We start from the raw sequence: 24,247 nt of genomic DNA on the forward strand, positions 1-24,247 counted from the left end.
TTATTTTCTGTGCAGCTATTTTTATTAGAAAATCCGGAATTTCAAATAAAATAACTGGCCTTAAAATGTTTCTTTTGCAAAATTTCGGAAGAAAATCATTCTGTCAAAATGAAACAAATAAATAAGTGTAAAATTTACATTTACAAATGTATGTAAAATAATTCCACAAAAACAAAAAAAATTTTTCCTTATTTTTTTAATTAAAAAAGCGATGATTTAGCAAGCAAAAAGAAAATTGCTTGAAATAAAAACACAGAAAAGATAAAATTGTCTTTTGTGAAAAATTATTTTTAAACACATAGAAACATAGATTTTTTCTCTCTTGATCTAAAGAATAAAGAAAAGAAACTAATTTCTTCACACATAGCCAAAAAAGTATTTCTATGTTTATTTATGCAAGTGAAACGCCTTTTTTACAAAGCAACATAAGCTATGTGTCTATGTGTTTAAACAATTGTAGGCAAAGGTTGTTTAGCAAAACTCTACAACGAATTTCGCATTATCAATGACGATTTGTTTTCGATTTGCTCTTTTTTTCCTTTCAAAACCATTTCTGCCAAAATTTTTCCCATGGTCTCAAAATGTGTTGAAATAGTCGTAATTCCATTTGCTACGATTTTTTTTAATCGGGTTTCGTTATAGGAAATAATCCCAAAATCAATTCCTAATTTTAAATTCTGATTTCGTGCATTCTCAATTACATGAACCAATTCACGATCAGTTGGAATAATATAAACATCGCCAATATTGATTTTTCGATCTGTAAATTCACTTATAATTTCGTGTTCAAAATTGTATTCTGAGCAAAAAGCTTCAAAACCCATTTTCATACCAAGCGGTTCTCGAAATCCGGGGAAAATTAAAATTAGCTTTTTGTAATTTTTCAATCTTCCTTTTGCGTTATACAAACCTTCAAAAATGTCTTTCTCGTGATTTTGATAAATGGCTGGATATGCTTTCAAATCAGGATTCGTCTGATCCAGTATAATAACATCACCTACTGGTAGGGTTTTTATTGAAGGAGCCGTATCAAGCAAATTTGTTGGCATGATAATATATTTCGTGTAATTACCATTGCTGTCATTAATGAGCTTTTGAAAAACCTGAATATTGAAATGATGAAAGAAAATATCAACCTGGACATTTTTTCCGATATTTTTTAAAAACGAATTATAAATATCTTCCTTAAAAATATTCAATTCATCAAAAAGCAAAAAAACCTTCTGTTTTATAGTGGTTTCAACGCTTTTAACATAATAGCCTTTGCCCGGAATGGCATAAATAATTCCTCTTTTTTTTAAGTCATCATAAGCCAATAATACCGTATCACGAGACAATGAAAAAGCCAGGCAAACCTTATTTACTGATGGAAGTCTGTCGCCTTTTACTAATTTTTCATCGTCAATCGCTTTTTCAATTGAAAGAATTATCTGCTTATATTTTGGCAAACCAATATTATTCTGAATTGAAATTATATTCATAGAAATTGAAATTTTGGCGCAATATACAAAAAACTGGTAGGTACTGGTATGTAAAAGTAGAAAATGTTTCTAATTTTGAATTTCACTTTTGTCAAAAATAACATGGAAATAAAACATATATCGCATTTTCAAGATGCATCCGCTTTTAAATCTTTTGGTTTAACCCTTGATAACGAAGAAATTCTCTCTTTCGAATTATCAAACAAAAACGGAATGAAAGTACAGCTAATCAATTACGGAGCAACTGTAACTTCATTGCAAATTCCTGTTGACGGAAAACTGGTTGATGTGGTTTTAGGTTTTGATACATTAGAATCTTATATCGCTTCGTACAATTTGCCGAGTGCGCCATATTTTGGAACAACCGTGGGTCGTTATGCAGGAAGAATCAATAAAGGTGCTTTTTCTTTAAATGGGAAAGAATTTCAATTGGCTGGAAACAATAACGGAAATGCTTTGCACGGCGGAAATGTTGGTTTTGGAAAAAAAACTTGGAATGTAGCCGATATAACTTCGGACGAAAATCCTTCAATTACTTTTAGTCTTTTAAGCGAAAACTTAGACCAAAATTATCCAGGAGCTTTACATGTTGATTTAAAATATACTTTGACAGAAGCAAACGAATTGCAACTCGAATATAAAGCAACAACTACTGAAGACACGATTATAAACCTAACGCATCATAGTTATTTCAACCTAAATGGTCACGATTCGACTGTTTTGGATCAGGAAATGACTATTGTTTCGGATAAATTTTTAGAAACAAATTCAGAGAATATTCCAACGGGAAAATTCACGCCAGTTTCTGGCCACGATTTTGATTTTAGAACTCCGAAAAACTGTCCGGCATCAATTGACAACTCCTTTGTAATTGAACCTTCAAATGATGTTGTAGCAACATTATACAGTCCGAAAACGAAATTAAAAATGAGTGTTTACACGGATCAGCCAAGTGTGCATATATATGTAGGCGGAAATTGTTTTGACACTTTGAAAGGAAAAGAAAATGCAAATTATCATCCGTCAAGCGGAATTTGTTTTGAAACCCAAAATTTCCCTGACGCACCAAATCAGGAACATTTCCCAAATTCGGTTTTGAGAAAGGGTGAAGAATATCGTCAAAAAACAATTTACAAATTTGAAAATGTAATTTAAGATTTATGAAGAAGATCAAATTATTAATTAGCCTTGTTACTCTTGCAGTTTTTGCTTCATGCACGACAACAAAAGACAGCAAGGAAACAAAACCTGAAGAAAAAGGTTTTGCAAAAGGAGCCGATGTTGGCTGGTTGCCACAAATGGAAGCAACAGGCTATAAATTTTATGATACCGACGGAAAAGAAAAAGATTGCCTTCAATTATTAAAAGATAGAGGAATCAACACGATTCGTCTGCGTGTTTGGGTGAATCCAAATGATGATAAAGCGAGTGGACATTGTAGTCCGGAAGAAACAGTTGTAATGGCAGTACGCGCTCAAAAAATGGGAATGCGCATTATGATCGATTTTCATTACAGCGATTCTTGGGCAGATCCTGGAAAACAAAATAAACCTGCAGCTTGGGCCAAACATTCCTTTGCTGAACTTTTGAACGATGTTTACAATCATACATTTGATGTTTTGACTTTGTTGAAAAAGGCTGGCGTTAAGCCTGAATGGGTTCAAGTTGGAAATGAGATTCCGGGTGGTATGCTTTGGCCGGAAGGAAGTTCAGACAATTTTGGGCAATTGGCACAATTACTAAACAAGGGATATGATGCAACAAAAGCAATCGATTCAAAAATAAAAGTAGTCGTGCATCTTGACGAAGGAAACAAGAGTGAAAAATTCAGATGGTTTTTTGACAAAGCAACTGCCAATAATGTAAAATACGATGTAATCGGAATGTCATATTACCCGTATTGGATAAAAACCGATTACAAAAGCACCATTTTAGATTTAGAAAATAACTTGAAAGATATGGCTTCGCGTTACAATAAAGAAGTTATGGTTGTTGAAGTTGGCGGTGATTATACTTTGGTACAAAATACAAAAGAAATGCTTGAAGCAACAATAAAAGCAGTAAAAAGTGTTCCAAATAATAAAGGATTAGGTGTGATTTATTGGGAACCAGAAGGCGAAAAAAGCTGGAGCGGTTACCAATTAAGCGCTTGGCTTTCTGACGGAAAACCTTCACCAGCTTTAGATGCTTTCAAATAATAAACAATTAAAAATTTACCATTAAGACATTAAGGCTCATTAAGCTTTGTGTTGAATGAAAGATAATTCAGTTTTGTGTTTACTTAAAATACATTTATAGCTTGGCTTAATTCTCTTGACAAAGCTTAGACTTAATTTTCTTACTATCTTAATGGTTAAAAAAACAGAAAATGAAATTAATTTTTAAATCGATATTCTTCTTATTTCTGCTGACTTTTTCTTTCGGAAAAGCTCAGGCGCAATCCCGCACAAAAGTAAATTTTGGTGCCGATTGGGAATTTAAAAGAGAGGAAACTCCTGCGCAAGATTGGGAAAAAGTAACGATTCCGCATACCGCTAGATTAGAGAAATTAGTTGTAATCAAACAATTTCAAGGAACTTCTTGGTATCAGAAAAAATTCAAAACCAACATTTCAAAAGACCAAAAAGCCTTTATCTATTTTGAAGGTGTAATGCAGGAAGCAGATGTTTGGATAAACGACAAGAAAGTAACCAATCACAAAGGCGGTTATTTGCCATTTACGGTTGATGTTACGCCGTATTTGAATGCCAATAATGAAAACACAATTAAAGTAAAAGTCAACAACGAAGACAATCCAAACTTTCTTCCGGGAAAACCAATTAAGGATTTGGACTTTAATTATTACGGCGGAATTTATAGAAATGTTTATTTCATCACAACTTCAAAACTGCATATTACAGATGCTGTAAATGCTAATAAAGTAGCGAGCGGAGGAATTTATGCAAACTTCAATAACATCAGCAAAACTGAAGCTTCAGGAACGGTTCAGGTTCATTTGAAAAATGATTTTGAAGCAGAACAAAAAGCATCTCTAAAATTTATTCTGACGGATAATGCAGGTAAAAAAACAGAATTTAAGTCGGAAAACTTTTCTGTAAAACAGAATTCAGATTATACGCTGACACAGAAAATTTCAGTTAAAAATCCAAAACTTTGGTCAACTTCTAATCCGAATTTGTACAAATTAGAAGTTCAGATTATTTCGAACAATAAAGTTGTTGATTCTTATTCTGAAAAAATCGGAATCAGAAAATCAGAATTAAAAGCTGACGGTTATTATTTGAATGACCAAAAAATGTACATCAACGGAACAAACGAACATCAGGAATATCCGTATTTAGGATACGCACTTTCTGATGAAGCGCAATATCGTGATGCCGTAAAAATTAAAAATGCAGGTTTTGATTTTGTTCGTATGTCGCATTATCCGCACGCCGAAGCTTTCTTAAATGCTTGCGACGAATTGGGAATTTTGGTTATGAACAGTTTAACAGGCTGGCAGTTTTTTGGTGGAGAACAATTCCAAAAAAGCGCATATCAAGATATTCGCGATATGGCAAGAAGAGACAGAAATCATCCGAGTATTATTTTTTGGGAAGCTTCATTAAATGAAACTAATATGTCGCCAGAATTTATGAAAGAAGCGACAAAAACTTTAAAAGAAGAATTGCCTTTTAATGCTAATTATAGCGCAAGCTGGATTGACAACGACAATTACGACATCTTTATTCCGGCGCGCCAGCATGCAAAAGCGCCAGATTATTGGACAAAATACAACAAAGGAAATCGTAAAATTTTCATTGCAGAATATGGCGATTGGGAATATTATGCGCAAAATGCAGGTTTCAACCAAACAGAATTTGCCAACTTAAAAGAAGAAGAAAGAACTTCTCGTCAATTAAGAGGCGCAGGCGAAAAAAGACTTTTGCAACAAGCTTATAATTTTCAAGAAGCTTCAAACTCTAATCGAAGAGGAGCATCAACAATTGGAGAAGCAAACTGGTTAATGTTTGATTACAATCGTGGTTACAGTCCAGATTTAGAAAGTTCTGGAATCAGCGATATTTTCAGAATTCCGAAATTTGCTTATTATTTTTATCAAAGTCAGCGCGATGCTAATGTGGTTTTGGATAAAAAATTAACTTCTGGACCAATGGTAAATATTGCCAATTTTTGGACTCCAGAATCTCCGTTAAATATTACTGTTTACAGCAATTGCGACGAAGTAACTTTGTATGTAAATGATATTTTAATCGCAAAAGAAAAACCAACCGTAAACGGCAACAGCGATAAGTTGGCACATGCGCCTTTTATTTTTAAAGTAAGCGCGTTTCAAGCTGGAACTTTACGCGCTGAAGGATTTATCAATGGCAAAAAAGTCGCTTCGGATATTGTAAAAACTCCAGAAAAAGCTTCGAAAATAGAATTGAGCTATGATCTTTCTTCAGTAAAAATCAATCCTGATTCTCCAGATATGGTTTTTGTTTATGCTAAAATTACTGACGCAAACGGAACAGTAATACCAACTGCTACAAATGAAGTCACTTTTGCTTTAAGCGAAGGAAATGCTGAAATCATTGGTCAAAATCCTGTTCAAGCCGAAGCCGGAGTTGCAACGATTATTCTTAAAACGAAAGACCTAAAAAAGAAAATTATCCTAAAAGCAACATCAAATAATTTACAAGAAAATACTATTACAATTACCAAATAATGAACGAGATTTTAATACAAAACACCACAGCATTTTTTGAGAAATCCTTTGGATCTGCTCCTCAAAAAATTGTACTTTCTCCGGGAAGAATCAACATCATTGGAGAACATATTGATTATAACGACGGTTACGTTTTGCCAGCCGCAATTGACAAAGTAATTTGTTTTGCTTTTGAGAAAAACAACACCAAAAAATCGAAAGTAATCGCGATCGATTTAAATGAAGAATTTGAAATCGATTTGACTGAAAAAATTGAATTGAATGATGCCGTTTGGACCAATTACATCCGTGGTGTAATCAAACAGCTTCAGGATAATGGTTTTGCTTTTGAAGGCTTCAATTGTGTTTTCAGTAGTAATATTCCGGTTGGTTCTGGATTATCTTCTTCCGCGGCTTTAGAATGCGGCATGATTTTCGGAATTGCATCACTTTTTGATTTAAAAATTGAAAAGAAAGACATAGCATTATTAGGACAAAAAGCAGAACACTGGGTTGGAATCAACTGTGGGATTATGGATCAGTTTTCAAGCGTTCACGGTCTTGACAACAAAGTAATCAAATTAGACTGCAACACACTAGAATTTGAATATCACAATGCCGACTTTAAAGATTATTCTTTGATTTTAATGGACAGCAATGTGAAACATTCTCTTTTTACTTCAGAGTACAATACCAGAAGAATTGAGTGTGAACAAGGTTTAGCTATTATAAAAAAGAATTTCCCAGAAATAAAAACTTTTAGAGACTGCAAAGAAGAACAGCTTTTGAGCATTCAAGATCAGTTTGACCCAACAGTTTTTAAAAGAGTACATTTTGTTGTAAAAGAAATCAACCGTGTAATCAAAGCTTGTGAAGCTTTAGACAAAGGAAATATAGAACTTTTAGGACAATTGCTTTTTGAAACGCATTACGGATTATCTCAGGAATATGCAGTAAGCTGTGAAGAACTAGATATGCTTGTAGATACTGCAAAAGCTGATGATAACATAATTGGTTCTCGTTTAATGGGAGGCGGTTTTGGTGGGTGTACCATAAATTTAATTAAAAAAGGTCACGAAAATGAGATAAAACGTAAGTTTTCAAACCTTTATTTAAATACATTTGGAATTGAATTAAAATTCTATGATGTAAAAATCTCAAACGGAACACAACTACTTTAATACCACAACAACATTACATGAAAAATTTTGACATTAACGAAGATCCTCACAGACGTTTTAACCCTTTAATCAATGAGTGGGTTTTAGTTTCACCTCATCGCGCAAAACGCCCTTGGCAAGGACAAAACGAAACTATCACTACTGAAGCTTTGCCAAAATACGACCCAACTTGTTATTTATGTCCGGGAAATGTTCGCGCTAACGGAATGAATAATCCTAAATATGAAAGCAGTTTTGTTTTTGAAAATGATTTTGCTGCCATGAAACAAGATGAAATTATTTTTGAAGAAGATATCAAACACACTTTCTTTAAAGCAAAACCAGAACAAGGAATTTCAAGAGTAGTTTGTTTTTCACCAAGACACGATCTGACTTTGCCAGAAATGGAAATTGACGGAATTGAAAACATCATCAGAACTTGGCAAAAAGAATATACCGATTTAGGTAACATCAAATATATCAATCACGTTCAGATTTTTGAAAATAAAGGAAGCGTGATGGGTTGCTCTAACCCGCATCCGCATGGACAAATCTGGGCGCAATCATCATTGCCTACTCAAGTTGAAAAAACACAAAACAGCTTAAAAGCTTATTTCGATAAAAATAACAGAACACTTCTTGAAGATTACCTTCAGGCAGAATTAAAATCAGGTGAACGTATTGTAATCGAGAACGAGCATTTTGTCGCATTGGTTCCATTTTGGGCAATTTGGCCTTATGAAACTATGATTTTAAGCAAAAGAGCTTTTGGAAAAATCACCGATTTTACTTCTGAAGAAACTACTGCTTTTGCTAAAATCTTAAAACAGCTTACAATTAAATACGATAATTTATTTAGTACTTCCTTCCCATATTCATCAGGAATTCACCAAACACCAACAGATGGTTTGAAACATCCTGAGTGGCATTTTCACATGCATTTTTACCCACCATTGTTGAGATCGGCAACGGTTAAAAAATTCATGGTAGGCTATGAAATGATGGGCGAATCACAAAGGGATATTACTCCTGAGAAAAGTGCCGAAATTTTAAGACAGCAGTCAGATGTACATTATAAAAGTCTTTAAAACTAAGACAAAATCAACTCGATTTTAAAATTTAACATAATAAATCGATTATAAATGTAAAAAACACATTTGTAAATGGTGTAGATATGGAATTTTATTATACTTTTGGCTTTCGTTCTTATTTTCATAAAAAAATAACAGAATAAAAACGGATATCTTAGTTTTAACAAGATAAAAACAACAAAATAACAGGTTTCGAAATTATATTAAAAAATGAATTCATAAAACCACTTTACAAACAATCACCTATACTAATTTTTTAAAATACTATTAACAATGAACCAGAACCTCGCTTTCGCCGATTATGCGGTTTTTATTATTTATTTTATCGTAGTCTCTGTCTACGGTTACACGGTTTACCGCAAACGTAAACAAGACGAACATGATGCTAAAGCTTACTTTTTGGCTGAAGGAAACTTAACTTGGTGGGCTATTGGAGCTTCATTAATTGCTTCAAATATTTCAGCAGAACAATTCATCGGGATGAGCGGTGAAGGTTTCTTTTTAGGAATCGCTGTTGCTGCTTACGAATGGCTTGCTGCTATTGCGCTAATTATAGTAGCGGTTTGGTTTATTCCTGTATATCTTAAAAACAAGATTTACACGATGCCTCAATTCTTAAAAACACGTTACAACGAATCTACAGCTTTGATTATGGCTGTTTTCTGGTTGTTTTTATACGTTTTTGTAAACTTGACTTCTATCCTTTACCTTGGAGCTGTTGCTATTAACGGTCTTGCTGGAGGTGAATATTTGCACGTAATCATGATTGGATTGGCTGTATTTGCCTTATTCATTTCGTTAGGAGGAATGAAAGTTGTAGCTTATACAGACGTTATTCAAGTTGCTGTATTAATCATTGGTGGTTTAGTAACTTCATACATTGCCTTAACAACTGTTGGACGTTATTTTGGTGTTGGAGAAGATGCTATCGCTGGATTTAATGTTTTAATGGAAAAAGCTCCTGAACATTTCAAAATGATTATTCCGAGACCAACTGCAACTTCATCTCAACTTGAAATTGACAAATATTTGACTTTCCCAGGATTATTGTCTTATGCTGCTGGTATTTGGATCATCAACTTAAACTATTGGGGTTGTAACCAATACATTACGCAAAGAGCATTAGGTGCCGATTTGCAAACTGCTCGTACAGGTATTTTATTTGCTGGTATGTTGAAATTATTAATGCCACTTATTGTAATGTTGCCTGGTATTGCTGCTTTCGTTTTATACCAAAACGGACATTTACCTCAATTAGTTGGAGGAAAAGACGGTGCTTATTCTGCAATCTTAACGTTCTTGCCAACGGGTCTTAAAGGGCTTTCTGTAGCGGCTTTGACTGCTGCAATCGTTGCGTCGTTAGCGGGTAAAGTAAACAGTATTTCTACTATCTATACATTAGACGTTCATAAAAAATACATCCAAAAAGATGCTGGCGAAAAACAACAAGTAAATATTGGTAGAATCGCCGTTTTCGCTGCAATGTTATTAGCTGTTTTATTTACATGGAATGACCTTCTTGGAATTGGAGGAGTTGGTGGATTTACCTATATCCAAAAATATACAGGATTTATCAGTCCTGGAGTTTTTGCCATGTTCTTCTTAGGTATGTTCTGGAAAAGAACAACTGGAACTGCAGCTATCGTTGGGGTAATTCTAGGATTCTTATTGTCTGTTTTATTCAATGAATATGCACCAATGTTATTCGGAAACGATACTTTATTATACACAGCATACTCTAACGGGAAAGGAGCTTTCGAAATTCCATTCCACATTTGTATGGGATTATCATTCTTCTTTACAATGTTAGCGATGATTGCAATCAGTTTTGCGGGGCCAAAAGTAAATCCAAAAGCATTTGAAATTGACTCTGAAATGTTTAAAGTAAAACCGCAAACTACAGTTTTAATTGTAATTACATTATTGATTATTGTTGCGCTGTACGTTAAATTCTGGTAGTATAATTTTTTACTATATTATTTTTTGAAGATTAAAAAGGCTGCTCGATGATTGGGCAGCCTTTTTTTAACAGTTTGAATTTTGCAGTATTTTGTCAACATAGCCAATGGTTTCAACCATTGGGACGTATTGGATTAATTCGATTCGTTTCTCCAAGGTTAAAACCCTTGGCTATATATTGTCTCTCTGAAAAATAAAAGCCCTGAAATCACTCAGGGCTTTTTTGTTCTTTCTGCATATTCAGCAAATACGCCATATTTGCTATCACATGGTCATGCTTCTTGACAAACGGATTTTCTTCGTTCCAAACATATCCAGCCAAAACAGAACATATTTTCTCTTTCACATCTGGATTTTCCGGCTGATGAAAAAACAAAGTCTGTAAATTTCCTGTGTACCATTCTTGAACATAAGTAGTGAAAACTGCAATACCGCGTTTCATATATTGAGTAAATTCAACTTCCCAATCTACTTCAATTCCTTGTGATTCTTTTAAATATAGTTTCGCTGCCAACATTCCTGATTCGGTTGCAAAAGCAACTCCAGACGAAAAAACCGGATCAAGAAATTCAGAGCTGTTTCCTGTTAAGGCAAAACCATCGCCGTACATTCTTTTTACGGCTCTTGAATAATTTTCTAATTTAACGGGTTCGAATAAAAACTCCGTTCCTTTAAATCTTTTAATATAATAATCTGATTTCTGAATGGCGTTTCGCAACGCCTCCGCATTGTCTTTATTTTCTGAAAGTGAATTAATAAAATCTGTCGGACCAACAACGCCTAAACTCGTATTTCCATTCGAAAACGGAATTACCCAAAGCCAAACTTCAGTTTCTAAAATATCAAAAGAAATCTGCGTTCCCTCTTCGCCTTCTTCTCTATTAATATCTTTTACATGCGTAAAAATTGAAGAATGCGGATCTAGTTTTGATGGCGTATCCAAATCTAAAAGTCTTGGCAAAACACGCCCGTATCCGCTGGAATCAACGATAAATTTGGCGTGGATTTCTTTTAAATTTCCGTCCTTATCTTTTACAATTGTTTTCGAATTTTTTCCTTCAAAAGAAACTTCCAAAACTTCAGTTTCAAATTCCAAATCAATTCCTTTTCGCACTACTTCCTGCGCCATTGTATTGTCAAAATCGGCCCTTGGAACTTGCCAAGTCCAATCCCAGCCTTCTCCAAATTTCTGGCTAAAATCAAAAACACAAATTTCTTCGCCACGAATAAAACGGGCACCCAATTTTTTTTCAAAGTTCATTGCATTCAACGCATCATACAGCTCCGCCTCGGCAAAATGATCCATCACTCGCGGTATAAGGCTTTCACCTACTACAAGTCGAGGGAATTTTGTTTTCTCAACAACTTTTACCTTGACATTATTTTTATGAAGATATGATGCCGAAACGCATCCTGAAGGTCCTGCACCAATCACTAAAACATCAACAAACTCCTGTGTCATAATAGAAATGTTATGAATTATTAACTTACATTTGCGTTCATCAAAATAACTACATTTATTTTGATAAATAAAATTAAATTAGCACAATCAAATACGGTTTAATGAACACAATTAATGAATATTTAAGTTTAGCAGAATTCGAGTCAATCATTTTTGGAAATAACAAAGTTGCAATCAGTGATGTAGTTTTAAATCGAGTAAATGAAAGCTTTAATTTCTTGAAAGAATTTTCAGGAAACAAAGTAATATATGGTGTAAATACTGGTTTTGGACCAATGGCTCAATATCGAATTAAAGAGTCAGACCAAATTCAGCTTCAATATAATTTAATTCGAAGCCACTCTTCGGGAACAGGAAAACCTTTGAGTCCGGTTTGTGCGAAAGCGGCTATTTTGGCACGTTTGAACACACTTTCTTTAGGAAATTCTGGAGTTCATCCATCAGTTATTCATTTAATGGCCGAATTGATTAACAGAGATATTACGCCTTTAATTTTTGAACATGGTGGTGTTGGTGCGAGTGGTGATTTGGTTCAGTTATCACATTTGGCTTTAGTGTTAATTGGCGAAGGCGAAGTTTTTTACAAAGGCGGAAGAAGGCCAACTAAAGATGTTTTTGCCATTGAAGATTTAAAGCCGATTAAGGTTGAAATTAGAGAAGGTTTAGCATTAATTAATGGAACTTCTGTGATGACTGGAATTGGTGTGGTGAATGTTCATCATGCTAAAAAATTATTAGATTGGTCATTAAAATCTTCTTGTGCTATAAACGAATTAGTTCAGGCTTATGACGATCATTTTTCGGCAGAATTAAACCAGACGAAACGCCATAAAGGACAACAGGAAATTGCAGAAAGAATGAGACAAAATCTTTCTGATAGTACTTTAATCCGTAAAAGAGAAGACCATTTATATTCAGGAGAAAATACAGAAGAAATTTTCAAAGAAAAAGTTCAGGAATATTATTCTTTAAGATGCGTTCCACAAATTTTAGGACCAGTTTTAGAAACCATCAATAATGTCGCTTCAATTTTAGAAGACGAATTCAACTCGGCAAACGACAACCCGATTATAGATGTAAAAAACCAGCATGTTTATCACGGCGGAAATTTCCACGGCGATTATATTTCGCTTGAAATGGACAAACTGAAAATCGTTATTACGAAATTAACAATGCTGGCTGAACGTCAATTGAATTATTTACTGAATTCAAAAATCAACGAAATTCTTCCTCCATTTGTGAATTTGGGAACATTAGGATTTAATTTCGGAATGCAGGGTGTTCAGTTTACTGCGACCTCAACAACAGCCGAAAGTCAAATGTTGTCGAATCCAATGTATGTACATTCGATTCCAAATAATAATGACAATCAGGATATTGTAAGTATGGGAACAAATTCGGCAGTAATTACGTCAAAAGTAATCGAAAATGCTTTTGAAGTTTTGGCTATCGAAATGATTACCATCGTTCAGGCAATTGATTATTTGGGTCAAAAAGATAAAATTTCATCGGTTACTAAAAAATGGTACGATGATGTTCGCCATATTATTCCAGAATTTAAGGAAGATCAGGTTATGTATCCTTTTGTTCAAAAAGTAAAAGATTATCTCATTAACAGTTAATTTAAGACCTTAATACAGCTTTAAACAACCATGAAAAAAATATTTTTTTTACTCTTAATATCTATTCAATTAATCAATGCTCAAGAACTTGCCTTAATAAAAAAAGAAGGCAAATTTGGACTTATCAAAAACGACGGAAGTTTTGCTATTGCTCCAAAATTTGATAGCGCAAGAGATTTTTCAGATGGTTTAGCAGCTGTTAAAGAAAATGGAAAGTGGGGATTTGTAGACAATACAGGTGCTTTTGTAATTCCGCCAACTTTTGATAATGCTAAAGATTTTGACAGCGGAATATGTGTAATAGAAAAAGATGCTGTTTGGCATTACATCAATAAAAAAGGTGAAATATTAGATGGCAATCCGAAATCTGATAAATTATTTGATTTTCATTATGGTGTCGCATTTTTTAGACAAAATGACAAAGTTGGATTGATCAACAATAAATTTGAAATTGTTCTTGCTCCAAAATATGATGTCATCAGAGCTTTTTACAAAGGCTATGCGAGAGCAGCACTAAATGACAAGTGGGGAATTATTGATCCATCAGGAAAAGAAGTTGCAGAAGTTGTTTACGATGAAGTTGGTGATTATTTTAATAATACAACATGGGCTAAAAAAGGAAAAGTATATGGCCTAGTACACAATGGCGTTTTTATTGAAATACCAGATGTTACAGAATTCGGACCTTTTGGCACTCAAGATTTTATAGCGGCTAAAAAAGGCGGAAAATTTGGATTTGTAGATTTCGAAGGACATTGGGTTCTTAAACCAATGTTTCAAAAAGCCAAAGGATTTTCGCATGATTTAGCACCAGTCTTCTTGAGAGAAAAATGGGGTTATACCAATTTAAAAGGAGAATGTGTTGTTCAAGCAATATATAATGATGCAGAGCCTTTCAGCGAAAATGGTCTGGCAGCTGTTAAAATTCTTAGTAACTGGGGATTTATAGACAAAACAGGAAATTTAGTTATTCCGGCTGATTATGAAATTTCTGCTGCTTTTGGAAACTATACACGTGACGAAAAAGGATTCATCAATGGATTAGCAAGAGTTAAACGTAAAGGAAAATGGAGCTTTCTTAAACCAAATGGAGATCTTTTGATTGAATGGTCTCAGAATGCCGAGCTCTTTCAGAAATAGCAAGAATAAAATTTCACATATTAATTATTGAATCTTAAAATCATGAAAAAACCACTTATTTTTTTATTGCTAGTTTTCATTCAATTTGTTAATAGTCAAGAACTGGCATTAGTTAAAAAAAATTCAAAAATTGGATTCCTGTCAAAAGACGGATCTTTTAAAATCGAGCCTCAATTCAAATCTGCTCGAAGTTTTTCTGAAGGCCTTGCCGCAGTAGAAAACAACGGAAAATGGGGATTTATCGATGCAAAAGGCGCTTGGGTTATAGCAGCCGATTTTAATAATGCTAAAGATTTTAACAGCGGAATTGCAATCGTTCAAAAAGATAAGGAATGGGTTTACATCAATACAAAAGGCGAAATCCAAAAAGCTCCAGCCTCTGAAAAATTATTTGATTTTAATGATGGTGTTGCTTTTATCAGACAAAACAATAAAGTGGGTTTGATCAACAATAAAATGGCAATTGTTTTAGAACCAAAATACGATCAAATCAAACCTTTTGAAAATGGTTTTGCCCGAGTGGAACTAAACAAAAACTGGGGAATTATTAATACCGAAGGAAAAGAATTAGTTGAACCTGCTTATGCCGAAGTTGGAAATTATTTCAAAAACACAACTTGGGCCAGAAAAGACAAGACTTTTGGTTTGGTAAGTGCAGGAAAATTTATTCCTGTTGATGGCGCCGAAAAAATCTGGGATTTTGAAACTCAGGATTTGACATTTGCCAAAAAAAATGGAAAAATCGGTTATATTGATTTAAAAGGAAATTGGGTAATTCTACCGATATATGATAAAGGAAAAGCATTCTCAAAAAACCTAGCTCCGGTTTTAGTCGGAAAAAAATGGGGATTCATTAATCCAGAAGGAAAATTTGTAATTGAACCTACTTATAATGATGCCGAAGTTTTCAGTACAAATGGATTGGCTCCGGTAAAAGAAAACAACTGGGGGTTTATAAATGAATCAGGAAAATTAGTTATCCCTACACAATACGGTATTACAACAAATGCCATCATTGCCATGTTTACGCAACAAGACAAAGGATTTATCGACGGCGTTGCGAGAGTAAAAAATGAAGGAAAATGGGGATTTCTCAAACCAGACGGAACAGTTTTAAGCAACCAATGGTTCGAAAACGCCGAATTATTTTCTAAATCAGAAAAAAAACAAGTTGCTGAAGCTGCAGCCGAAAAACCGAAAGAGGAAACAAAAACAGTAAAAACTGCCACAAAACCGGTAAAAAAACCAGTTGGCAAGAAAAAATAAAATCAACATAAATGAAATTGCCACTAATAAAAATTGCGTTAGCAAAACCATTATAAAAGGCAATACCATTTATGACCTATTAAAAATAAAATCAACATAAATGAAATGTGTATTAGTAACAGGCGGTTCGAGAGGAATTGGAAGTGCAATTTGTAAAAAATTAGCCGTTGAATCTGATTATCATATTCTGATAAACTATCATTCCAACCAAACTGCTGCTGAGGAAACACTTCAGGAAATACAAAAATTAGGCGCAACTGGAGAAATTCTAGGTTTTGACGTTTCTAATTTTGAACAAGTACAAGATGTTTTAACTAAATGGCAGGAAGCAAATCCTGAAGCCCTAGTTGAAGCTATTGTAAACAATGCGGGAATTACAAAAGACGGTCTTTTTATGTGGATGACACCACAAGACTGGAATAGTGTAATGAATACAAGTACAAACGGATTTTTTAATGTTACGCAGTTTTTTATTCAAAAAATGTTGCGCAACAAATATGGCCGAATCGTAAATATGGTTTCGGTTTCTGGAGTTAAAGGAACTGCTGGACAAACCAATTATTCTGCAGCAAAAGGTGCTATTGTTGCGGCAACAAAAGCTTTGGCTCAGGAAGTGGCAAAACGCAACATTACCGTAAATGCTGTTGCACCAGGCTTTATCAGAACTGATATGACAAGCCAACTCGACGAAAAAGAATTATTAAAGCTGATTCCTGTAAATCGTTTCGGCGAAGCAGAAGAAGTTGCCGATTTGGTAAGCTTTTTGATTTCTAAAAAAGCAAGTTATATTACCGGCGAAATTATTAACATAAACGGAGGAATATATTCTTAAAGAATACTATGTTTGCGAAGTTTATTTTTAAGTTTTTTACTTAACAAAAAAAATGCTCGCAAAGTCGCAGAGTCGCAAAGTTTTATTAAAAAAAGACTTTAAAAAAGAACCTTTGCGACTCTGCGACTTTGCGAGATTAAAAAATAAAAACTTTGTGCCTTTGTTTTAAAAATTACACTTTAAGGATAAAAAATTACTTTGAAAGACGATGAATAAGAGAGTTGTAATTACTGGAATGGGAATTTATTCTTGTATCGGAACTTCTTTAGACGAAGTAAAGGAATCTCTATACCAAGGAAAATCGGGTATTAAGTTTGATTCTGAACGAAAAGAATTTGGCTTCCAATCGGCTTTGACCGGAATGGTTCCAAAAGCTGATTTAAAAAATTTATTGACACGCAGACAACGTATGAGCATCGGTGAAGAAACCGAGTATGCTTATATGGCAACTATAGAAGCTTTAAAAAATGCTAATATCGACGACGCTTTTTTCGAAAGTCGCGAAGTTGGAATTATGTATGGGAATGACAGCGTTTCTAAAGCAATTATTGATGCTACAGATATTGTCCGCGAGAAAAAAGATACTGCATTAATAGGTTCTGGAGCGATTTTCAAATCGATGAATTCCACGGTTACCATGAATCTTTCGACAATTTTTAAACTTCGTGGTATCAATTTAACAGTAAGTGCGGCTTGCGCGAGCGGCTCTCATTCTATCGGATTGGCTTATTTTTTAATTAAAAGCGGATTTCAAGATATCATAATTACCGGCGGAGCACAAGAAATCAACAAATATGCCATGAGCAGTTTTGATGGCTTAGGCGTTTTTTCAAACAGAGAAAGCGATCCTGAAAAAGCTTCTCGCCCATTCGACAAAGATCGCGACGGATTAATTCCGAGTGGCGGTGGCGCAACTTTAATTTTAGAAAGCTACGAATCTGCAATTGCAAGAGGCGCAAATATTATCGCCGAAGTTTCTGGCTACGGATTTTCATCAAATGGCGGACATATCTCGACTCCAAATGTCGAAGGACCTGCAACTGCAATGCAACGCGCACTCGACGAAGCAAAATTAAAAGCATCAGATATTGAATATATAAATGCGCATGCAACTTCAACTCCGGTTGGAGATGCAAACGAAGCAAAAGCAATCTTTGAAGTTTTTGGCGAAAAAAACCCTCCTGTAAGCTCTACAAAATCAATGACAGGCCACGAATGCTGGATGGCCGGAGCAAGCGAAATCATTTATTCTATTATAATGATGCAGAACGATTTCATTGCACCAAACATCAATTTGGAGAATCCAGATGAAGATGCCATGAAATTAAATTTAGTTAAAACTACGTTAAACAAAAAATTTGACATATTTTTGTCCAATTCTTTCGGTTTCGGAGGAACCAACTCTGCGTTGGTGGTTAAAAAGTTTAAATTGGACAATGAATAAAGAAGAGATTATAACGAAAATTAATGGTTTTTTGGTTGATGAATTTGAAGTAGATAATGACGAAATTGAACCAGATGCTAATTTAAAAGATACACTTGGGTTAGATAGTTTAGATTATGTTGATTTAGTAGTTTCAATAGAATCTAACTTTGGTGTAAAACTAGTAGAGGCAGATTTCGTTGGTATCGCAACTTTTCAAAACTTCTATGACCTTATCGAAACCAAATTAAAAGCTAAAACCGCTTAATGAGTCAATGGGATGGCAAATCAAAAGGTACAGTTTTAGGCTATAGAATATTCGTTTTTTTGATACAAAAAGCGGGTGTCAAATCTGCTTATGTCTTACTTTATTTTGTCGCTTCTTATTATTTTCTGTTTTTAAAGAAAAGCAATAAAGCTATTTTTTACTATTTCAGAGAAAGACTTCAATATTCTAATTTTCAAGCAAAAAAAATGGTTTTCAAAAGTTATTACACTTTTGGACAAACTATTATTGACAAAGTTTCCATTTCGGCCGGGCTTCGAAATAAATTCACTTATGAATTTGACGGAATCGAAATCCTGAAAAAACTTTTGGCAGAGAAAAAAGGTGGCGTTTTAATCAGCGCGCATGTTGGAAATTTTGAAATCGCCGAACATTTTTTTGGAGACATTGACCTTGATTTCCAAATCAATTTGGTTACAACCGATTTAGAACATTCTGCAATTAAGAATTATCTGGAAAGTGTTACACAAAAATCTGCGGTAAAATTTATCATCATCAAAGACGATTTGTCTCATATTTTCGAAATTAATTCGGCTTTAGCGAACAACGAATTGGTTTGTTTTACTGGCGATCGTTATTTTGAAGGAACTAAATCATTGTCTGAAGAAATTTTAGGTAAAGAAGCTAATTTTCCTGCCGGTCCTTTCTTAATCGCTTCAAGATTAAAAGTTCCTGTTGTATTTGTTTATGTAATGAAAGAACCAAATCTTCATTATCATTTATACGCACGCGAAGCAACTGTAAAACATCGCGACGAAAAAGGTTTATTAAAAGAATACGTAAAAAGTGTTGAAAGTATTCTGCAAAAATATCCTTTGCAATGGTTCAATTATTTCGATTTTTGGAATGATTTGACATAATGCAAAAAGAATCTCGCAAAGGCGCAGAGGCGCAAAGTTTTTCTCATTTTTGTCATTTCGATGGAGGAGAAATCTCCACGAAAAGCTCTACAAAGATTGGCTTATAGGAACGGAGTTACTTGCGGAGATTTCTCCTCCGTCGAAATGACAAACTGCACTTTAAAATTCATTTTAAATTTAACCTTTGCGCCTCTGCGTCTTTGCGAGATTAAAACTCAACGTAAATCCGAGCTTAAAAAAAACTTATAAAACGAAACATTAAACAAGAAAATTCGTTTAAAATAATTTCCCTATTTTTGTTTGCAACCAAAGACAGCAAACCTAAATGAAAAATGTTCTCGTAATTTATTATTCGCAATCCGGACAGCTGGAATCTATTGCACGAAACATTGCAAAACCCTTTTTAAATTCAGAAGAAATCAACGTAACTTTTCACGAAATACAGTTAGAAAAGCCCTTTCCTTTTCCGTGGAATAAAACTACTTTTTTTGATGCTTTTCCTGAATCTTTTCTGCAAATACCAACAGCTTTAAAACCAGTTCCGGAAGAAATTTTAAACACAAAATTTGATCTTGTTTTGCTTCATTATCAAGTTTGGTATTTAACGCCTTCAATTCCGATGAACTCTTTCTTAAAAAGTGCTGAAGCCAAGACTATTTTAAACAATACTCCCGTTATTACTATAAACGGTTCCCGAAACATGTGGATAATGGCGCAGGAAAAAGTGAAAGTTTTATTGAAAGAAGCCAATGCAAAATTGGTTGGAAATGTAGCTTTAGTCGATCGCGTTGGAAATTTAATCAGCGTCATTACGATTGTAAATTGGATGTTTTCGGGGGTAAAGAAAAGATATTTAGGTTTTTTCCCGTTGCCTGGAGTTTCGGATAAAGACATTCAGGAATCAGATCAATTTGGCGAAGTGATGCTTTCGCAATTCAAACAAAACAAACTGGAAGATTTACAGCCAAAATTAGCCGAAATTGGAGCAGTAAAAATCAGTCCATATTTAGTGACTGTGGACAAAACCGCTAACAAAATCTTTGATAAATGGTCTAATTTCATACATAAGAATCAAAAAAACAGAAAACTGCTTCTTAAATTATTTTATGTTTATTTATTCCTTGCAATATGGGTAATCTCGCCAATAGTATATATATTGCATGTTATTAGCTATCCGTTTAAAATTAAAACTATAAAAAAAGAAACTCAATACTATCAAGGAGTTTAGAAGAGGAGAAAATTATATTATGTTTGACGTATATATTACCAAAGCTGCAAAATATTTGCCAAATGAAGCTGTTTCAAACGATGAAATGGAGAATTATTTAGGGCTGATAAACGACACTGCTTCAAAAGCAAGACGTATTATTTTGCGCAATAATAAAATTACAAGCCGATACTATGCCGTTGACAAAAACGGCAAAAGCACACATAGTAATGCCGAATTGGCAAAAAGTGCAATTGAAAAATTGTTTGATGAAAATTTCACTGACCAGGATTTAGAAGTGCTTTCTTGCGGAACATCGTCACCAGATGTTTTTGCACCTTCGCACGCCGCAATGGTTCACGGATTGCTGAGAAACAAATCGGTTGAATTAAACTCTTCTTCTGGAATTTGCTGTTCTGGAATGAATGCTTTGAAATATGGTTTTCTTTCTATAAAATCTGGAAATTCAAAAAATGCTGTCTGCACAGGATCTGAAAAAGTTTCGACTTGGCTTTCGGCACAACAATACAATCAGGAAATCATCAACTTAAAAAATCTGGAAGAACAGCCAATTATTGCTTTCAAAAAAGATTTCTTGCGTTGGATGTTGTCTGACGGAGCTGGTGCTTTTTTATTAGAAAATAAACCAACCGGAAATATTTCTTTAAAAATCGAATGGATGGAAGCGTATTCTTATGCATTCGAATTAGAAACCTGCATGTATGCCGGTGGAGATAAATTGGAAAACGGCGAAATAAAACCTTGGAGCGAATACAAACCTGAACAATTGCTAAACGAATCTATTTTGGCTGTAAAACAGGATGTAAAATTATTGGACGAATTTATTCTGCCAAAAGGTGTCGAAAGTATGACCGACGCTATGGCAAAACATAATGTTACTGCCAATGATGTTGATTACTTTTTGCCACACGTTTCTTCGTACTTTTTTGTTGAAGGATTGAAAAAAGGTCTCGACGAAAAAGGAGTTGTAATTCCATCTGAAAAATGGTTCATGAATCTTTTACAAGTTGGAAATGTTGGTTCTGCCTCAATTTATATTGCAGTTGAAGAATTAATGAATTCTGGAAAATTAAAAAAAGGAGACAAAATTTTATTGTCGGTTCCAGAAAGCGGACGTTTTTCATTTGCTTATGCGTATTTAACTGTTTGCTAATGGAAACCGTTGTACTTTTAGAAAAAGAAGCCGTTGAAAATCTACTTCCTCAAAAGTTTCCTTTTGTAATGGTAGATCGCATGTTTTCTTATTCAGAAACGGGATTAATTTCTGGTTTGAAAATTCAGAATGACAATATTTTTTTAGAAGAAAACACTTTTTTAGAAGCTGGATTAATTGAACATATGGCGCAATCTGTTGCCTTGCACACCGGTTATCAGTTTTTTTTGAAAAATGAAATTGCGCCAACTGGTTATATTGGTTCTATTAAAGATATTCAGATTAAAAAATTGCCTAAAACAAACGATACGATTCAATCGAATGTTACCATTTTACAAGAATTTGGCGGAGTTACTTTAGTTGATATTGTGACTTTTTTAAATGATGAAGAAATTGCAAGCGGACAAATGAAAACCGTTTTAGCAAAATAATTAGGATGATGAAAGTTGGAATCGACATACAAAATTATTTACCGCACCGCGCACCAATGCTGATGGTCGATTTGATTTTGGAAATTGACGCCACTTCTGTTGAAACCGAATTTTTAATCAAAGAAGACAATATTTTCGTAGATAATGGCATTTTTATAGAAGCCGGCTTAATCGAAAATACGGCACAAACTTGTTCGTCAATTGTTGGAAAAAAATACTTTTTTGAAGAAGACGGAACTGAAAATGAAAACGTAAATGTTATTGGTTTCATCAGCGCTTTAAAAAATCTAAAAATACATGCATTGCCAAAAGTTGACGACGTTATTACGACCAAAGCAATTTTGGTTTCCAAATTTGTTGGCGACGATTATACTTTGTGCACAATGAAATGCGAAAGTTTATTGGCAGACAAAATACTGTTAGAATGCGAAATTAATTTGTTTATTCAAAAGACGATTTCGGTTGAAAAATAATTAAATATCGAAATGGATAGAAAAAAACCGCTTTATCATTTATTAATTCGATTAGGAATTTTAATATTGGTACTTATTGCTGTTTTCAAAATAAACTCTGATGAATTAGCTTTCTTTTTAAGTCAAGTTTATTGTCTATTTCTCTTAGTAGAAATGATTTATTTTTTTGTCAAAAAAAAGAAAAATTTAGCCTTAATAAATCTTGCCTTATTAATTATAATTGAAATATTACCTGTTTTGGTTTTGATACGTTTACTGGTATAGATTAAAAAAACACCGTCATGGAAAAAGAAAATGTACCTCAGCACGATGGAAATTTAAGCAAAAAAGATCTTAAAGAACTCGTTTACGCCACAGACGAAAACGGCAATTATACAACTGCTTTGAGTACGGGCTGGGAACCAAAAGCCATTGCACTTTCGAATGCAATTGAAGATATAAAAGAACGCGCCGAAGAAGCCAGAATTAAAGTTCAAAACGGAGAAGTAAGTCCGATTTGTTATTTTATGGAATTGAATAAAATGGATTTAGGCATTCTTGCGGGTTATGTCGAAATGTGGAAATGGCGCGTAAAAAGACATTTTAAACCGTCCGTTTTTGCCAAACTGAACGACAAAATTTTACAAAAATATGCCGACGCTTTTGACATTTCATTAGCCGAATTAAAAAACTTTAAAACAGATTAATGCAAGTTACTTTTACACATCATCAATCTGCTCATTGTGAAAACGGAGTAGCTTCAAACCTCTTAAAAAACAGCGGACTCAATATCAGCGAACCGATGGTTTTCGGAATTGGTTCGGGACTTTTTTTCGTGTATTTGCCTTTTTTAAAAGTAAATCACGCGCCGGCAATCAGCTATAGAACTTTGCCTGGACATATTTTTAATAAAGTTGCAAATCGTTTAAATCTTAAAATAAAAAGACAAAAATTTTCTTCAGTTGCCAATGCGAATAAAGCTTTAGAAGAAAATTTAAAAAACAATATTCCAACCGGACTTCAAGTTGGTGTTTATCATTTGAGTTATTTTCCTGACGAATATCGTTTTCATTTCAACGCGCACAATTTAGTCGTTTACGGCAAAACCGAAACCGATTATTTAATCAGCGATCCGGTGATGGAAACCGTTACGACTTTGACACACGAGGAAATGGATAAAGTGCGTTTTGCCAAAGGTGCTTTTGCGCCACGCGGACAAATGTATTACCCAATTCAGATTCCGAGTGAAGTTGATTTAAAAAGCGCGATTATTAAAGGAATTAAAAATACCTGTCGCGATATGCTAGCGCCAATGCCAATTGTAGGCGTTCGCGGAATCAAAATGGTTTCGCGTCAAATTCGAAAATGGCCTAAAAAACACGGTGTTCGAAAAGCCAATCATTATTTGGCACAAATGGTTAGAATGCAGGAAGAAATTGGAACCGGAGGTGGTGGTTTCCGATTTATTTACGCCGCATTTTTACAAGAAGCTTCAGTTGTTTTAGGCAACGAAGAATTGAAAACACTTTCGAAAGAAATGACACAAATTGGAGATTCATGGCGCGATTTTGCCGTTGAAGCTTCGAGAATTTATAAAAACCGAAGCGCCAAAGAAGACGCGTACAACGCCATTGCCGATGAACTTTTGGACATTGCGAATCGCGAAGAAATCTTTTTCAAAAAACTAAAAAAAGCAATCAGCTAATTATAT

General features: G+C 34.1%; 21 protein-coding genes. 19 read left to right on the top strand and 2 right to left on the bottom strand.

Features of this window, described 5'->3' with window-relative positions:
- Nucleotides 1-482: 482 nt before the first annotated feature.
- On the bottom strand, nucleotides 483-1,481 hold the full coding sequence (locus tag EYY60_RS04265; protein ID WP_132988157.1) for a GntR family transcriptional regulator: 999 nt from the start codon (nucleotides 1,479-1,481) through the stop codon (nucleotides 483-485).
- Between the two features lie 102 nt (nucleotides 1,482-1,583).
- Between EYY60_RS04265 and EYY60_RS04270 the strand changes: the two genes are divergently transcribed.
- From EYY60_RS04270 to EYY60_RS04295, 6 genes are all read left to right on the top strand, one after another.
- On the top strand, nucleotides 1,584-2,636 hold the full coding sequence (locus tag EYY60_RS04270) for an aldose epimerase family protein (protein WP_132988158.1): 1,053 nt from the start codon (nucleotides 1,584-1,586) through the stop codon (nucleotides 2,634-2,636).
- 5 nt (nucleotides 2,637-2,641) lie between these two features.
- Nucleotides 2,642-3,679: a glycoside hydrolase family 53 protein gene (locus EYY60_RS04275; protein WP_132988159.1), complete on the top strand. Its 1,038-nt coding sequence runs from the start codon at nucleotides 2,642-2,644 to the stop codon at nucleotides 3,677-3,679.
- A 170-nt stretch (nucleotides 3,680-3,849) separates the two neighbouring features.
- A complete protein-coding gene (locus EYY60_RS04280; protein ID WP_132988160.1) occupies nucleotides 3,850-6,192 on the top strand; it encodes a glycoside hydrolase family 2 TIM barrel-domain containing protein in 2,343 nt (780 codons plus the stop codon).
- Nucleotides 6,192-7,352 carry a galactokinase gene (galK, locus tag EYY60_RS04285; protein ID WP_132988161.1) on the top strand — a complete coding sequence of 387 codons (1,161 nt, stop codon included), beginning with the start codon at nucleotides 6,192-6,194 and terminating at the stop codon, nucleotides 7,350-7,352. The genes EYY60_RS04280 and galK overlap by 1 nt, the downstream gene beginning before the upstream one ends.
- Nucleotides 7,353-7,369: 17 nt before the next feature.
- Nucleotides 7,370-8,419, top strand: a complete 1,050-nt coding sequence (locus EYY60_RS04290; RefSeq protein WP_132988162.1) for a UDP-glucose--hexose-1-phosphate uridylyltransferase — start codon at nucleotides 7,370-7,372, stop codon at nucleotides 8,417-8,419.
- 276 nt (nucleotides 8,420-8,695) lie between these two features.
- Nucleotides 8,696-10,381: a sodium/sugar symporter gene (locus EYY60_RS04295; RefSeq protein ID WP_132988163.1), complete on the top strand. Its 1,686-nt coding sequence runs from the start codon at nucleotides 8,696-8,698 to the stop codon at nucleotides 10,379-10,381.
- 208 nt (nucleotides 10,382-10,589) lie between these two features.
- Here EYY60_RS04295 and EYY60_RS04300 read toward each other — a convergent pair whose 3' ends face one another.
- Nucleotides 10,590-11,843 (bottom strand): NAD(P)/FAD-dependent oxidoreductase, encoded by a 1,254-nt coding sequence (locus EYY60_RS04300; protein WP_132988164.1) that lies wholly within the window; start codon nucleotides 11,841-11,843, stop codon nucleotides 10,590-10,592.
- Nucleotides 11,844-11,944: 101 nt separating this feature from the next.
- Between EYY60_RS04300 and EYY60_RS04305 the strand changes: the two genes are divergently transcribed.
- From EYY60_RS04305 to EYY60_RS04370, 13 genes are all read left to right on the top strand, one after another.
- Complete coding sequence (locus EYY60_RS04305) at nucleotides 11,945-13,465, top strand: HAL/PAL/TAL family ammonia-lyase (protein ID WP_132988165.1); 1,521 nt, start codon at nucleotides 11,945-11,947, stop codon at nucleotides 13,463-13,465.
- Nucleotides 13,466-13,495: 30 nt separating this feature from the next.
- A complete protein-coding gene (locus tag EYY60_RS04310; RefSeq protein WP_132988166.1) occupies nucleotides 13,496-14,605 on the top strand; it encodes a WG repeat-containing protein in 1,110 nt (369 codons plus the stop codon).
- 42 nt (nucleotides 14,606-14,647) lie between these two features.
- Entirely contained in the window at nucleotides 14,648-15,871 is a 1,224-nt protein-coding gene (locus EYY60_RS04315) for a WG repeat-containing protein (RefSeq protein ID WP_132988167.1), read from the top strand.
- Nucleotides 15,872-15,971: 100 nt separating this feature from the next.
- Nucleotides 15,972-16,703, top strand: a complete 732-nt coding sequence (gene fabG, locus EYY60_RS04320; protein WP_132988168.1) for a 3-oxoacyl-ACP reductase FabG — start codon at nucleotides 15,972-15,974, stop codon at nucleotides 16,701-16,703.
- A 208-nt stretch (nucleotides 16,704-16,911) separates the two neighbouring features.
- On the top strand, nucleotides 16,912-18,147 hold the full coding sequence (locus tag EYY60_RS04325) for a beta-ketoacyl-[acyl-carrier-protein] synthase family protein (protein WP_132988169.1): 1,236 nt from the start codon (nucleotides 16,912-16,914) through the stop codon (nucleotides 18,145-18,147).
- Nucleotides 18,140-18,394 (top strand): acyl carrier protein, encoded by a 255-nt coding sequence (locus EYY60_RS04330; protein WP_132988170.1) that lies wholly within the window; start codon nucleotides 18,140-18,142, stop codon nucleotides 18,392-18,394. The genes EYY60_RS04325 and EYY60_RS04330 overlap by 8 nt, the downstream gene beginning before the upstream one ends.
- On the top strand, nucleotides 18,394-19,272 hold the full coding sequence (locus EYY60_RS04335; RefSeq protein WP_132988171.1) for an LpxL/LpxP family acyltransferase: 879 nt from the start codon (nucleotides 18,394-18,396) through the stop codon (nucleotides 19,270-19,272). Before EYY60_RS04330 ends, EYY60_RS04335 begins: the two co-directional genes overlap by 1 nt.
- A gap of 325 nt (nucleotides 19,273-19,597) precedes the next feature.
- Complete coding sequence (locus tag EYY60_RS04340; RefSeq protein ID WP_132988172.1) at nucleotides 19,598-20,500, top strand: NADPH-dependent FMN reductase family protein; 903 nt, start codon at nucleotides 19,598-19,600, stop codon at nucleotides 20,498-20,500.
- 19 nt (nucleotides 20,501-20,519) lie between these two features.
- Complete coding sequence (locus EYY60_RS04345; protein WP_132988173.1) at nucleotides 20,520-21,653, top strand: beta-ketoacyl-ACP synthase III; 1,134 nt, start codon at nucleotides 20,520-20,522, stop codon at nucleotides 21,651-21,653.
- Nucleotides 21,653-22,084, top strand: coding sequence for a hypothetical protein (locus EYY60_RS04350; RefSeq protein ID WP_132988174.1), 432 nt, complete (start codon nucleotides 21,653-21,655; stop codon nucleotides 22,082-22,084). Before EYY60_RS04345 ends, EYY60_RS04350 begins: the two co-directional genes overlap by 1 nt.
- A gap of 8 nt (nucleotides 22,085-22,092) precedes the next feature.
- A complete protein-coding gene (locus EYY60_RS04355; protein WP_132988289.1) occupies nucleotides 22,093-22,557 on the top strand; it encodes an ABC transporter permease in 465 nt (154 codons plus the stop codon).
- Nucleotides 22,558-22,838: 281 nt separating this feature from the next.
- Nucleotides 22,839-23,243, top strand: coding sequence for a hypothetical protein (locus EYY60_RS04365; protein ID WP_132988176.1), 405 nt, complete (start codon nucleotides 22,839-22,841; stop codon nucleotides 23,241-23,243).
- The gene (locus EYY60_RS04370) at nucleotides 23,243-24,241 is read left to right on the top strand and encodes a BtrH N-terminal domain-containing protein (protein WP_132988177.1); all 999 of its coding nucleotides are present in this window, start codon (nucleotides 23,243-23,245) and stop codon (nucleotides 24,239-24,241) included. Before EYY60_RS04365 ends, EYY60_RS04370 begins: the two co-directional genes overlap by 1 nt.
- Nucleotides 24,242-24,247 lie beyond the last annotated feature (6 nt).

The sequence above is a fragment of the Flavobacterium zhairuonense genome, from assembly GCF_004352915.1.
In the GTDB taxonomy this organism is placed as follows: Bacteria; Bacteroidota; Bacteroidia; order Flavobacteriales; family Flavobacteriaceae; genus Flavobacterium; species Flavobacterium zhairuonense.

Bases quoted from the DNA above. Each gene is read 5' to 3' on its own strand.
- EYY60_RS04270 (WP_132988158.1), top strand. From the start codon at position 1,584: ATGGAAATAAAACATATATCGCATTTTCAAGATGCATCCGCTTTTAAA.
- EYY60_RS04335 (WP_132988171.1), top strand. From the start codon at position 18,394: ATGAGTCAATGGGATGGCAAATCAAAAGGTACAGTTTTAGGCTATAGA.
- EYY60_RS04345 (WP_132988173.1), top strand. From the start codon at position 20,520: ATGTTTGACGTATATATTACCAAAGCTGCAAAATATTTGCCAAATGAA.
- fabG (WP_132988168.1), top strand. From the start codon at position 15,972: ATGAAATGTGTATTAGTAACAGGCGGTTCGAGAGGAATTGGAAGTGCA.
- EYY60_RS04290 (WP_132988162.1), top strand. From the start codon at position 7,370: ATGAAAAATTTTGACATTAACGAAGATCCTCACAGACGTTTTAACCCT.
- galK (WP_132988161.1), top strand. From the start codon at position 6,192: ATGAACGAGATTTTAATACAAAACACCACAGCATTTTTTGAGAAATCC.
- EYY60_RS04315 (WP_132988167.1), top strand. From the start codon at position 14,648: ATGAAAAAACCACTTATTTTTTTATTGCTAGTTTTCATTCAATTTGTT.
- EYY60_RS04280 (WP_132988160.1), top strand. From the start codon at position 3,850: ATGAAATTAATTTTTAAATCGATATTCTTCTTATTTCTGCTGACTTTT.
- EYY60_RS04365 (WP_132988176.1), top strand. From the start codon at position 22,839: ATGGAAAAAGAAAATGTACCTCAGCACGATGGAAATTTAAGCAAAAAA.
- EYY60_RS04305 (WP_132988165.1), top strand. From the start codon at position 11,945: ATGAACACAATTAATGAATATTTAAGTTTAGCAGAATTCGAGTCAATC.
- EYY60_RS04310 (WP_132988166.1), top strand. From the start codon at position 13,496: ATGAAAAAAATATTTTTTTTACTCTTAATATCTATTCAATTAATCAAT.
- EYY60_RS04350 (WP_132988174.1), top strand. From the start codon at position 21,653: ATGGAAACCGTTGTACTTTTAGAAAAAGAAGCCGTTGAAAATCTACTT.
- EYY60_RS04370 (WP_132988177.1), top strand. From the start codon at position 23,243: ATGCAAGTTACTTTTACACATCATCAATCTGCTCATTGTGAAAACGGA.
- EYY60_RS04295 (WP_132988163.1), top strand. From the start codon at position 8,696: ATGAACCAGAACCTCGCTTTCGCCGATTATGCGGTTTTTATTATTTAT.
- EYY60_RS04300 (WP_132988164.1), bottom strand. From the start codon at position 11,843: ATGACACAGGAGTTTGTTGATGTTTTAGTGATTGGTGCAGGACCTTCA.
- EYY60_RS04330 (WP_132988170.1), top strand. From the start codon at position 18,140: ATGAATAAAGAAGAGATTATAACGAAAATTAATGGTTTTTTGGTTGAT.
- EYY60_RS04265 (WP_132988157.1), bottom strand. From the start codon at position 1,481: ATGAATATAATTTCAATTCAGAATAATATTGGTTTGCCAAAATATAAG.
- EYY60_RS04275 (WP_132988159.1), top strand. From the start codon at position 2,642: ATGAAGAAGATCAAATTATTAATTAGCCTTGTTACTCTTGCAGTTTTT.
- EYY60_RS04355 (WP_132988289.1), top strand. From the start codon at position 22,093: ATGAAAGTTGGAATCGACATACAAAATTATTTACCGCACCGCGCACCA.
- EYY60_RS04325 (WP_132988169.1), top strand. From the start codon at position 16,912: ATGAATAAGAGAGTTGTAATTACTGGAATGGGAATTTATTCTTGTATC.
- EYY60_RS04340 (WP_132988172.1), top strand. From the start codon at position 19,598: ATGAAAAATGTTCTCGTAATTTATTATTCGCAATCCGGACAGCTGGAA.